General features: G+C 66.6%; 13 protein-coding genes. 10 read left to right on the top strand and 3 right to left on the bottom strand.

From position 1 onward, the window contains the following. The first annotated feature begins 134 nt into the window (after window positions 1-134). The 8 genes from GWG54_RS10325 to GWG54_RS10290 all read left to right on the top strand — a co-directional run bounded on the left by GWG54_RS10325 (window position 135) and on the right by GWG54_RS10290 (window position 6799). A complete protein-coding gene (locus tag GWG54_RS10325) occupies window positions 135-548 on the top strand; it encodes an urease subunit beta (protein ID WP_167937690.1) in 414 nt (137 codons plus the stop codon). Further along, window positions 545-2251 carry an urease subunit alpha gene (gene ureC / locus GWG54_RS10320; protein WP_167937689.1) on the top strand — a complete coding sequence of 569 codons (1707 nt, stop codon included), beginning with the start codon at window positions 545-547 and terminating at the stop codon, window positions 2249-2251. Before GWG54_RS10325 ends, ureC begins: the two co-directional genes overlap by 4 nt. Window positions 2252-2347: 96 nt before the next feature. Next, window positions 2348-2794, top strand: a complete 447-nt coding sequence (locus tag GWG54_RS10315; protein ID WP_167937688.1) for an urease subunit gamma — start codon at window positions 2348-2350, stop codon at window positions 2792-2794. After that, window positions 2794-3414, top strand: a complete 621-nt coding sequence (ureG, locus tag GWG54_RS10310; protein WP_167937687.1) for an urease accessory protein UreG — start codon at window positions 2794-2796, stop codon at window positions 3412-3414. The genes GWG54_RS10315 and ureG overlap by 1 nt, the downstream gene beginning before the upstream one ends. Continuing rightward, entirely contained in the window at window positions 3411-4400 is a 990-nt protein-coding gene (locus tag GWG54_RS10305) for an urease accessory protein UreD (RefSeq protein WP_167937686.1), read from the top strand. The genes ureG and GWG54_RS10305 overlap by 4 nt, the downstream gene beginning before the upstream one ends. Continuing rightward, window positions 4400-5026, top strand: a complete 627-nt coding sequence (gene ureE, locus GWG54_RS10300; protein ID WP_167937685.1) for an urease accessory protein UreE — start codon at window positions 4400-4402, stop codon at window positions 5024-5026. The genes GWG54_RS10305 and ureE overlap by 1 nt, the downstream gene beginning before the upstream one ends. Then, window positions 5016-5753: an urease accessory protein UreF gene (locus GWG54_RS10295; RefSeq protein WP_167937684.1), complete on the top strand. Its 738-nt coding sequence runs from the start codon at window positions 5016-5018 to the stop codon at window positions 5751-5753. The genes ureE and GWG54_RS10295 overlap by 11 nt, the downstream gene beginning before the upstream one ends. 698 nt (window positions 5754-6451) lie before the next feature. Continuing rightward, on the top strand, window positions 6452-6799 hold the full coding sequence (locus GWG54_RS10290) for a hypothetical protein (protein ID WP_167937683.1): 348 nt from the start codon (window positions 6452-6454) through the stop codon (window positions 6797-6799). A 515-nt stretch (window positions 6800-7314) separates the two neighbouring features. Here GWG54_RS10290 and GWG54_RS10285 read toward each other — a convergent pair. The 3 genes from GWG54_RS10285 to GWG54_RS10275 form a co-directional block, all read right to left on the bottom strand. After that, on the bottom strand, window positions 7315-8289 hold the full coding sequence (locus GWG54_RS10285) for an aldo/keto reductase (RefSeq protein WP_167937682.1): 975 nt from the start codon (window positions 8287-8289) through the stop codon (window positions 7315-7317). A gap of 89 nt (window positions 8290-8378) precedes the next feature. Beyond that, a complete protein-coding gene (locus GWG54_RS10280) occupies window positions 8379-8753 on the bottom strand; it encodes a hypothetical protein (RefSeq protein WP_167937681.1) in 375 nt (124 codons plus the stop codon). Further along, entirely contained in the window at window positions 8750-11173 is a 2424-nt protein-coding gene (locus tag GWG54_RS10275) for a penicillin acylase family protein (protein ID WP_209438384.1), read from the bottom strand. Before GWG54_RS10275 ends, GWG54_RS10280 begins: the two co-directional genes overlap by 4 nt. Window positions 11174-11279: 106 nt before the next feature. Between GWG54_RS10275 and GWG54_RS10270 the strand changes: the two genes are divergently transcribed. Next, window positions 11280-11699, top strand: coding sequence for an SRPBCC family protein (locus GWG54_RS10270; protein ID WP_167937679.1), 420 nt, complete (start codon window positions 11280-11282; stop codon window positions 11697-11699). Window positions 11700-11775: 76 nt separating this feature from the next. Continuing rightward, the gene (locus tag GWG54_RS10265) at window positions 11776-12129 is read left to right on the top strand and encodes a helix-turn-helix domain-containing protein (RefSeq protein ID WP_167937678.1); all 354 of its coding nucleotides are present in this window, start codon (window positions 11776-11778) and stop codon (window positions 12127-12129) included.

The following is a 12129-nucleotide window of genomic DNA, read 5'->3' as shown; positions in this document are numbered from 1 at the left end:
ATGGAGTGATATATACTCGAGTTTACCTCGAATAACTCATTACTGCAAATATTGTTGTAACAGCGTCCATTAGGACATCGCCTTTCGAAGGGCGGCGTAATGAACGAACGCTCGAGCGTCGCGGTGATCGATCGATGAGCGGGATCGTCCCGGGCGAGTTGCTGCCGGCCGACGAGCCGGTTCGGATCAACGGGGGACGGGAGACGACGACAGTTACGGTCGAGAACACCGGGGATCGGCCGGTACAGGTCGGGTCGCACTTCCACTTCTTCGAGATCAACCCCGGGCTGCGCTTCGACCGGGAACGAGCGTACGGCTTCCGGCTGAACGTGCCGGCCGGAACGGCGGTCCGGTTCGAGCCTGGCCAGAAACGCGAGGTCGAACTGGTGGCGATCGGCGGCGATCGGATCGTCCGCGGCATGAGCGGGCTGGTCGAGGGACCGCTGGACGACGAGGAGGTTCGGGAGCGATCCACGGAGCGGGCTCGCGAACGGGGATTCCTCGGGATCGACGCCGAGGAGTCGGCGGTTGGAGGGAACGAGCGATGACCCGGGAACTCTCCCGACGCGAGTATACCGACCTGTTCGGCGCGACCGAGGGCGATCGGGTCCGACTGGGCGACACGAACCTCCTGGCGAAGATCGAGACCGACTACGGGACGCCCGGCGAGGAGGCCGTCTTCGGCGGCGGGAAGACGATGCGCGACGGGATGGGGATGCAGTCGGGAACCACCCGGGCCGAGGGAGCCTTGGACTGGGTCTTTACCAACGTCGTGATCGTCGACCCCGTGCTAGGCGTTTGCAAGGGCGACATCGGCGTCCGGAACGGACGGATCGTCGGCGTCGGGAAGGCTGGCAACCCCGATACGATGGACGGCGTCGATATGGTGATCGGACCGAGTACCGACACGATCCCCGCCGACGGCCTGATCGCGACGCCCGGGGCGCTGGACATCCACGTTCACTTCAACAGTCCCCAGCTGGTCGAGCACGCGCTCGGCTCGGGGGTTACGACGATGCTCGGCGGCGGGTTCGGCGGCGGGGCGACGACCTGTACCCCGGGTCCGGAGAACATCAAGCGGTTCCTGCAGGCCGCCGAGGACTGGCCCGTCAACGTCGGCTTCTACGGGAAGGGCAACAGCAGTCGACCCGAGGCGCTCCGCGAGCAGGTCGAGGCCGGCGCCTGCGGTCTCAAGCTCCACGAGGACTGGGGGTCGACCCCCGCGACGATCGACACCTGCCTCGAGTTGGCCGACGAGGAGGACGTTCAGGTCTGTATCCACACCGACACGCTCAACGAGTCGGGGTTCGTCGAAGACACCTTCGACGCCATCGACGGGCGGGCGATCCACACCTTTCACATCGAGGGCGCCGGCGGCGGCCACGCGCCCGACGTCCTCGAGCTGATCGGCCACGAGCACATGCTCCCCTCCTCGACGAACCCGTCGATGCCCTACACCGAGAACACGTTCGACGAGCACCTCGACATGGTGATGGTCTGTCACCACCTCAACCCCGACGTCCCCGAGGACGTCGCCTTCGCCGAGTCGCGCATCCGCGCGGAGACGCTGGGCGCCGAGGACGTCCTCCACGACACGGGCGCGATCTCGATGATGACCTCGGACTCCCAGGCGATGGGACGCATGGCTGAGGTGATCAGCCGGACCTGGCAGACCGCCCACAAGATGAAGGCCCAGCGGGGCCCCCTTGAGGCCGACGAGGGGACCGACGCGGACAACTCCCGCATCGAGCGCTACGTCGCCAAGTACACGATCAACCCCGCGATCACGGCCGGAATCGACGACTACGTCGGCTCGCTCGAGCCCGGAAAACTCGCCGACATCGCGCTGTGGGATCCCGGCTTCTTCGGGATCAAGCCCCGGGCGGTGATCAAGGGCGGGTTCCCGGTCTGGTCCCAGATGGGCGAGGCAAACGGCTCGCTGATGACCTGCGAGCCGGTGATCGGCCGCGAGCGAGCCGGCGCCCAGGGCCGGGCAAAACACGGCCTCTCGGTCAGCTTCGTCAGCGAGGCCGCCTCCGAGAACGGGGTCGGCGACGCCTACGATCTGAAAACGCCCGTTCGACCCGTCAGCGGCACCCGATCGGTGCGGAAGTCCGACATGCTGCACAACGACCACTGTCCCGACGACATCGAGATCGACGCCCAGACCTTCGAGGTCGAGGTCGAGGGCGAACACGTCACCTGCGAGCCGGCCGACGAGATCCCGCTCGCACAGCGATACCTGCTCTGAACCCATGTACGAACGAACCACGACGACGACACGCGCCGAACCGACTCGAGAACCGAACGACACCGCACCCGCCGTCGAACCGGGGGTGACCCCCGAGTGAACCTCTCGCCGAAGGAGATGGAACGGCTGACGGTCTTCATGGCCGCCGAACTCGCTCGCCGGCGGAAGGATCGAGGCGTGAAACTCAACCACCCCGAGACGGTCGCGTACGTCTCCGACTGGTGTTGCGAGGCCGCCCGCGAGGGGAAGTCCGTCTCGCGGATCCGCTCGGAGGCGACGCAGCTGCTCACCCGCGAGGACGTGATGGACGGCGTTCCAGAACTGGTCGAGATGATCCAGGTCGAGCCCGTCTTTCCCGACGGTACCAAGCTCGTGACCGTTCACGACCCGATCCGAGCCGACAGCCGGGAGCAGCTCGAGACCGTCGACCCCGGGCCGGGCGAGGAGCTCGCGGTCGACGAGGCGGGCCAGCCGGGCGAGAGCGAGGACGCCGAGGCCCGCGGAAGCGGTGCGGGGCCGGAACCCACGGAGGGTGACGACTGATGGGGTACCGCGACGTCGCGAAGGTCGGCCTCGGCGGTCCCGTCGGCTCCGGGAAGACGGCGCTCGTGAAGCGGCTGGTCCCCGAACTCGTCGCGGAGGGGTACGAGGTCGGCGTTATCGCCAACGACATCATGACCCAGGAGGACGCCGACGTCTTCCGGGAGTCCTTTGCCGACCTCCTGCCCGCGGACCTCGTCGAGGGCGTCGAGACCGGCGCCTGCCCACACACGGGGATCCGCGAGGACCCCTCGATGAACCTCGCGGCGATCGACGAGTTCACCGAACGTCATCCCGAACTCGACGTCGTCCTCGTCGAGAGCGGCGGGGACAACCTCGCTGCCACCTTCAACCCCGAACTGGCGGACTACTTCCTGTTCGTCATCTCCGTCGCGGAGGGCGAGGACATCCCCCGAAAACGGGGTCCCGGGGTCACCCAGGCCGACCTGCTGGTTGTCAACAAGACCGACCTCGCGCCCCACGTCGACGCCGACCTCGAGGTGATCGAGGCCGACGCGGGCGACGTGCGGGGCGAGGATCCGTTCGTCTTCACCAACTGCAAGGACGGCACCGGGGTCGAGGAAGTGCTCGCACACGTCGAGCGGGAGGTGCTGTTCGCGTGAGCGTGGACCACGCCGCGACCGAGGAGGTGGCGCGACTGCCGCCCGCCTTCGAGGAGTACGCGGGCGAACCGCTGGCCCAGGCGCCCGCCGCGGGACCGGGCAAGAACGGACTGCTCGAGGCGACGTTCGCTCGCGCGGGCGAGGGGCCGACGCGGCTCGTTCGCGATCGGACGGAGGTTCCCTACCACCACACCGGCACCCTCGACACCGACCCCGCGCCCGGCCTCGCGACGCTGGTCGCCCAGGAGCCCACCGGCGGGGTCGCCCAAGGCGACCGCCACCGGATGGTCCTCGAGGCTCGAGCGGGTGCCCGCGCGCACGTGACGACCCAGAGCGCGACGAAGGTCCACAGTATGGACGCCAACTACGCCCACCTCGACGCATCGCTGACCGCCGAAGCGGGAAGTTTCCTCGAGTCCGTTCCCGGCCCGACGATCGTCAACGAGGACGCCCGCTGCCTGCAGACGGTGTCAGTCGACCTCGCGGACGGCGCGGTGGCGATCGTCGCGGACGTCCTCGTTCCCGACGGGCTGAGCGACCACGAGCCGTTTAGCTTCGACCACTACCACTCGCGGATCGAGGCCCGCCACGACGGCCGACTGATCTGTGCGGACGCGGTCGATCTGCGGCCCGAGGAACGTGATCCGCGGGACCCGGCCAGCGTCGGCGAGTACGGCGCCGTCGGCTCGCTGTACGTCTTCGCTCCTGACAGCGGTGACGGACGCGCTCGGGACGATAGAAGCGACGAGAACGCGACCGAGACGCTCGTCGAGACGGTCCACGAGCGGCTCGCGACACTCGAGAGCGAGACCGAGGAGGGGCGATCAGTACAGGCCGGCGTCTCGGCGCTCCCTCGCGACGCCGGCGCCATCGTCCGCCTGCTCGGCCACCGCGAGGCCGACGTCACGGGCATGCTCCGGGCGGCGTGGGACGAGACGAGGCGGGAGCTTCTGGGGGTCGGCGCGCCAGCCGACCGCCGGTACTGATGGAGCGAATCGACGGCGTCGTCGGCAACGTCCACGCGGACGACGAACTCGCGGCGCTGCGGGACGAGCACCGGGAGAACGGCACCCTCGAGCGGGTCGTGATCGACGGCGTCGACCGTCGACGGTCGCGGTTCCGGGCGACCACCGACGCGGGAACCGACGTCGGCGTCGTCCTCGATCGGCCCGCTGTCTCGGTCGGGGACGTACTGCTCGTCGAGGACGAGCGCATGGTCCTCGTCGCCTTCGAGCCCCGCGAGGCGCTGGCGGTCAAACTCCCCGAGGCGACCCCCGCGACGCTCGAGACGGCGGTCGAACTCGGCCACCGCGTCGGCAACCAGCACTGGGACCTCGCCATCGAGGACGGCGTCGTCTACGTCCCGCTCGCGGCCGACCGCCACATCGTCGAGCGCGTCGTCGACGACGTCGTCCCCGGCGCCGAGATCGAGGCGACGACCGTCGAGGCGGATCTGTTCGTTCCCGATCGGCGAGACGGTGAGGCGGGCCACGGCCACGACGACCACGACCATGCCCACCCCCACGGCGGTCACGACCACGGTCACAGCCACGACCACGACCACCACAGTCACGGGCACGATCACGAACACGGCCACGACCATGGAAACTGACCCGGACGCGTTTCTGACCGCTCTCCGACTCGGAGACTCGTTCCTCCCCGTCGGCGGCTACACGGCCTCCTACGGTCTCGAACAGTACCTCAACGAGGATCGGATCGACGACGGTGACGACCTTCGAACGTTGCTCGACGCCTATCTCCGACGGGTGGTCGGTCCCTGTGAAACCGTCGCGCTGGCGAACGCCTACGAGGCTCGACAGAACGGCGACCTCGGTCGCCTGCTCGCCGTCGACGAGCGTCTGCACGCCGTGACGATGCCCCGCGAGTTCCGTGAGAGTTCGACGAAGGCGGGGGCGAAGCTCTGCGAGCTGTTGCTCGGCGCCGAACGCGAGGTGGGCGAACCGGTCGATGACCCCACCGATGCGGACTGCGACGGATTCGCCACGGCAGTCGCCGACGCGGTCGACCGGGGAGCGACGCCGGGGCACTACCCGGTCGTCTTCGGCGTCGTCGCCGGCGACCGCGGCCTGTCGCGACTCGAGGCCTGTCTCACCCACGCCTACTCGTTCGTCACGGGGTTGCTGGGTGCGGCCCAGCGCCTCGGTCGGTTCGGCCATACCGAGATTCAGACCGTCCTCGCCGAGGTACAGCCCGTGATCGAAGCCGTCTGCGAGCGCCACGTCGACGACGACATCGCCGCGATGACGTCGTTCGCGCCGATGGCCGAAATCATGGGCATGCGTCACGAACGGGCCGGCCGCCGGCTGTTTATGAGCTGAGCGCAGTTTCGGGCTGTTCGAACTCGGGAGTTCTATTTAAGTGCTTCTGGCTACAAGGTAGAGATATAGCAGGGAGTCATTTTCTCGAAGTTCGGTTACTCGTCACTGCTCTGAGCAGCGGTTCGCGAGTTCAACGACGATGGTTCGAGATCGAATCGACTGCATGGTTGAGTCGGAGTCCACACTGCTCGCTCTTTCGGTAGTTCTGGCCACAAGGTAGAGAGGCCTTTCTGAACTTCGTTCTCGTCGTGCAGACGCTGGTCGCGATTCCGGATAGCAAACTACAGCGCTGCCTCAGTAGACCAAGACGCGATTCCCGCGAGCGCTGACGAGTTTATCCAGAGCAACCCCGATATCGGCATTACAGGCAGCGCAGCAGTGGTTGATACCGCGGTTCCACTATTCGATCCGCTGTTGGATCTGAGACGGCCGATTCGTTACGTAGAACGTGCCTATCTAACGGCTATTTCGGTGACGTGAGTATCGATCTAATACTGGTTTAGCAGTGGCAATGAGGTAAGAAATTAAGCGACGGTAGATCGAAGCGACAGCGACGAACGCGACGGTAACCAGCGAGTGCACTCCTTTACCGATCGTTCACTGCTGCCGATTTTCGCTCTTCGTGTGTCGAAACAAGTGTAACGAGTGTCTAGATAATGGGGAAAATATCTTATATTAGTGTAGAATAATGGGTAGATATGGTCGTATGTACGCTAATTGGGGAGACTATTACCTTCGTCACGCTAATTGATGAAGCAGTTGCTTCTGCGTTACACTCTGTCGGTGCACTCGCACACGTCACCCGCCGTCGAGTAATGTCATTACTTCTTGAATATGACAATATGCGGAGAGAACGGCTAGCAGAGATACTTTCTGAGGACGATTCAATCCAAGATACTGATGCAGAACGCCTCGAAGCCGAACTTCACTATCATCATCTGCCCAAACTTGATGAAGGTATGTTGGTCGATTACGACCATCGCAATGGTGACGTTGTTCTATGGGAAGATCCAGAAACCGTTGCGAAACTTCTTGGTCAAATCTAAAACGCTGAAGTGACCACCTCCCCGTCGTAAACGACGGGGCTTCCCACGGCACCGCACCGCTGATTTGGGATATTTGCTGGTTGACGGCCTGTCGGCATGACAGGCCGATGGCGGGGTCACGCCGCCGTTACTCCTATCCCCGGCAAGGGGACTCGGAGTTATCTTGTTGGCCGAGACACCACAGCGGTTCGAGATGGGTGTCTCGAACGTTCTGGTTCTCGGAGTCCCGATGTTGTGCATTTGAGGTGGCGACGAATCGCCTCGGGTGTACGTCATGCTACTACACGTATTTACTTAAATATCCGTATTAGCGTCAGAACGAGGTCTCTGGTGGAATTGTCGGATTCACTCCCGCCGTTCACGGCGGGATTCTCTCCTCGAAAAAAGATAGATCTCCCCTTATTATGGATCATCGGTAAGACCGACGAACACCCCTTCGATCTGTTCTTGACCTATACGTACCACGACTTCCGCTCAAATCCAACTACAGAACTCGTGTTACTCCCGAACCCCGCTCAGCTGTGTCCCGACACCGGAACCGGCTCGTAGGGCTCCTCGAGGTAGGCGATATCCGAGGCCGACAGCGATATCTCGAGGGCCTCGACGGCCTGCTCTAAGTGTTCGACGCTCGTGGTGCCGACGATTGGGGCGTCGACCCACTCCTTGTGGAGGAGCCACGCGAGCGCGATCTGGGCCATCGTGGCGCCCTCCTGGGCGGCGATCTCGGCGACGCGCTCGTTCACCTCCCGCCCGCCGCCCTCGCGGTAGGGGTGGTCGTACATGTGTTCCTCCGCCTCGCCGCGTTTCGTCGCGTCGATCTCCTCGTGGGGGCGGGTAAGGTAGCCCCGCGCCAGCGGCGACCACGGCATCACGCCGACGTCCTCCCGCTCGCAGAAGGGCAGCATCTCGCGTTCCTCCTCGCGGTAGACGAGGTTGTAGTGGTTTTGCATCGTCGCGAAGCGCTCGAGGCCCAACCGATCGCTCGTGTGTAAGGCGTCGGCGAACTGGTGGGTCCACATCGAGGAGGCGCCGACGTGGCGGGCGTGACCCCGGCGGACGGCGTCGTCGAGGGCTCGCATCGTCGTCTCGATCGGCGTGTCGTAATCCCAGCGGTGGATCTGGTAGAGGTCGATCGTCTCCATCCCCAGCCGTTCGCGGCTGGCCGAAAGCTCCTGCTCGATCGCCTTCCGGGACAGGCCGCCGGAGTTCGGATCGTCCTCGCGCATCTGGAAGTAGCCCTTCGTCGCGACGACGGACTCCCCCCGGCGTCCCTCGAGCGCGTTCCCGAGAACGCGCTCGGACTCGCCCTTCGAGTACATGTTGGCCGTGTCGAAGAAGTTGATCCCCAGATCGATCGCGCGGTCGATGATCTCGCGGCTCTCCTCCTCTTCGAGGACCCACTCGCGCCAGTCGCTCGAGCCGAAGCTCATACAGCCCAGGCAGAGTCGGCTGACCTCCATCCCGGTCGAACCGAGGGTCGTGTACTCCATACCGGCCGTACGCGGGGGGACGAAAAAACAGTACGTGGATCGGCAAGCGACGTGGGAACCGCGGGGGGGAGGGTTCGTCGGCGCTCGAGTCAGACCAGCCCGCGGGCGAGCGCGCCAAGCGCCGGCAACCCGAGCGCGCTCGCGACGGTGACGTAGACGGCGGGGGTCATCTCGAGGACGCGCCAGACCGACTCGCCGAGCCCGACAGCGAACGCCACCAGAACCAGAACGCCGAAGCCGAGGGCGCCAGCGAGCCCGCGCCGCACCGTCGGCGAGACGAATCCGACGAGCGCGCCGGCGACGACCAGTCCGAGCCAGTGGAGCCAGGCCAGAACCAGGCCGACGGGAACGACGACGAGGACGGCGATCCAGTGGGCCCGCGGTTCGGTGCGCACGCGCTCGAGCGCGGCGTCGATTCCGGGGTCGCCGCTCGCGTCCTCGTCGCTCCGATCGCTCGCGGTCACGGCGCCCCCTCCTCGAAGACGACGTCGGGCTCGCCCTCGAGCGTTCGATCCATCGGCGTCTGATCGTTCGCGAGCCAGCCCTCGAGCTGGTCGTCGTAGTGGGCCGAGAAGTAGTCGCCCGAGTTCCCGCCGGGAAGCACCGCCGTCGCTTCGCCACCGGGCTCGACGACCATCCGCCAGCTCGAGCCGACCGCCGACTCGACGCGGTAGTTTTTCACCGTCGCTCGCGAGCCGTCGGCCGGCAGCTCGGGGTAGTTCAGGAACGGCGCCTCGGCGCCGAAGGGGTGGTCGATCGCGCGCGTCGAGTTCCAGTCGCCGTAGGTCTCCCACCCCGCCTCGTTGATCTCGGCGAGGGCGTCCTCGAGGGCCGCGACCATCGTTTCGGCCCGCGAGCGGTCCGCGAAGAACCGGCTGTCGGCGGAAAGCGTCGCGATCACCCAGTCGTCGGGGTAGTACGACTCGTCGAGACCCGCCTCCTCGAACGCGGGTTCGACGACGAGCTCGCGGAAGCGGTCCATCCAGCGGGCGAAGACGAGCGCACCCCGAGAGTCGGCGTCCATCCCGTACTCCCAGTCGGCGAGGGTCTCGCGGGCGTCCTCGAGGTCACTCCCGCCCTCGGATTCGTCTCCGCCTTCGATTCGGTCCTCGAGGGCCTCGAGCAGCTCCGGCACCAGTTGTTCGGCCCGCCCGTCGTGGGTGTCGTTCTGTAGCTCCCGGTGAAACTCGAGGTCGGTGGGCTCGCCCGACTCGATCCGCTCGTCGAGGCGGTCGTAGATCCGCGCGCCGCGGTAGGGGGTCGCGTACGCGACGCCGATATAGTGGTCGGGATCGTCGACGACCCGCTGGTTCGCCGTCGCGAGGACGTCGGGGTCGATCGCGTGGGGTTTCTCCGCGAAGGGGACGAACCCCTCCCAGGACGATTCGCCGAACGGCTCGAACCCCTCCCACTCGCCCTCGCCCGCGGAGCCGTCGAAGATGCGATTTCCGGGGACCGCCACGCCGTCTACCTCGCGGATCGGGAGCTTCCCCGTCGCGTAGTACAGCGTCCGTCCGTCGGCGTCGGCGTAGACGAGGTTCTGGGTCGGCAGGTCGAACTTCCGGGTGGCCTCGAGCAGCTCCTCGAGCCCGTCGCTGCGCTCGAACTCGTAGATCGCCTCCGTCGTCCGCGTAGCCGTGTGGCCCGTCCAGGCGACGCCGACCGTTCGGTCCTCGCGCTCGAGAACCGGTCCGTGGACGGTCTTTCTCACCTCGAGGGTCCGATCGTCGCCGCCAGCGACGGCGATCTCTCGCTCCTCGCGATCGAACTCGCGCCACTCCCCGTCGTAGCGGTAGCGCTCGCCGTCGGCGTCGATCTCGTAGGTGTAACAGTCCAGCACGTCCGCGCCGACGTTCGTAAAGGACCACGCTCCCCGGTCGTTCGCGCCGGCGATGACGAACGGGACGCCGGGAAACGTCGCGCCCCGAACCGAGGCCTCGGGGGTCTCGACGTGCTGTTCGTACCACAGCGGGGGCACCATCAGCGTTAGGTGGGGTTCGTAGGCGACGATCGGCAGTCCGCTCTCGGTGTGCTCGCCCGAGACGACCCAGCTGTTCGAGCCGACGCCGGGCGGGGACTCGAACCGCGAGAGCCAGTCGATCAGGGCGGTCCCGACGGCGTCCGCGCCGGCGACGGAGCCGACGTCCGCGGCATCCTCGAGGGACTCCCGGAGGATCGGCACGTCGTGGTCCAGTCGCTCGGGGAACAGCTCCGCTGTGACGTCCTCGCCGAGTCGGTCGGCGACCAGTGCGCGGCGGAGCTCGCCGAAGTTCCCCGTCAGGTCCCAAGAGATCTGCTTTTCCATCAGCATCGAGTCGACGGGCGTCCAGGGCTCGGGCTCGTACCCCAGCAGCTCGAACTCGAGGGGCAGCCCCTCGCGCTCGATGGCCGCGTTGACGCCGTCGGCGTAGGCCTCGACGAGCGGTCCCGCAGGCGTCTCCGCGACGTGCCCCCAGGTCGCCTCGGCCGCGCCCGCGAAGTCCATCGCGACGTGGAACTCGTCGTCCTCGAGGGATCCCTCGCCGGCCAGCTCCGACACCCGCCCGCGCATGACCCGTCGCTGCAGGTCGAGCTGGGCGAGGCGATCGAACGCCTGGACGTAGCCGACGGCGAAATAGGCCGCGGGCTCGGTGTCGGCGGCGATGCTGGGCACGCCGTTCTCGTCGTACCGAACCGTCGCCTCGCCGTGGGGACTCGCGACGCGCTCGGAGAGGGACCTGTCGGCCGTGTCCCAGGCGGTTCCCGAGAGCGGGGCGAACGCCTCGAGTAGCTCTCGAGCCCCGGTCAGCGTGAGTCCGCCGACGCCGGCGGCGAGGGCGCCGGCAAGGAGCCCGCGGCGCGTGGTGGAGGATGGCACGAGTTCACGATTCGGTGCTACCGCCATAACTGTCAGCGTCGGTACCCGACGGCACCGCTGAGGGGTCGCCGAATCGGACCCCGAACGATTCTCCGGGCAGAACGTCCTTGTCACTGGCTCGCCTCTTTCGAGTATGACACGACTCCAGTTCGCATCGACGCCGGACGGCCGTCGGCTCGAGGCCTCTCACGTCCTCGCGGTCCCGCCGGCGGCGGCCTGGGAACTGCTCGTCGACACCCGACGGTGGCCGGAGTGGTCGCCGCTGATCAGCGGTGTCGACGCGACCGACGCGCGCGTTCGGTCGGGAACGACGGGTCAGGTACGAGTTCCGGGTGCCTGGCTGCCGTTCGAGGTCGTCGACTGTACGGACCGCCGGTGGACGTGGCGCGTGGCCCGAATATCCGCGACCGGCCACCGGGTCGACGAGCTCGCCGAGAACCGCTGTCGGGTCGCCTTCGAACTCCCGCTGAGCGGGGCGGGCTACGCACCCGTCTGTCTGCGCGCCCTCGAGCGCATCGAGGCCGTTCTCGAGGACGAGGTCCCGACCCCGTAGCCTCGCGTCGCGGTATCCTCGAGTTAGCTGGTTCGGATCCGAACCCCTATACTGCGGGGACGCGTACGAAGCGACGATGGTAACCCCCCAATCGCAGAACTCGATCGAACGGCAGGAGGAAGCCTGTCCGGTCGTCGCGTCGATCGAACAGATCGGCTCCCAGTGGCGGCTCGCGGTCCTCCACACGCTACTGGAGGGCGAACACCGCTTCAACGAGCTCAAACGCGAGACCGGGGCCAACGCCCGCACCCTCTCGCGGGTCCTCGACGACCTGGGCGAGACGGGCTTCGTCGAACGTCGCCTCGAGGAGGACGCGCCGATCGCGACCTACTACAGCCTGACCGAGAAGGGCGAGTCGCTCGAACCGGTCTTCGAGGAGATCTCCTGCTGGGCCGACAGCTGGCTCGAGGGCGAGGCCGTCGACGCGTAG

Source organism: Natronococcus sp. JC468 (assembly GCF_012163165.1).
Lineage (GTDB): Archaea > Halobacteriota > Halobacteria > Halobacteriales > Natrialbaceae > Natronococcus > Natronococcus jeotgali.
Note: the sequence above shows the minus strand (reverse complement) of the source record. Positions and strands in the feature narration are given on the sequence as shown.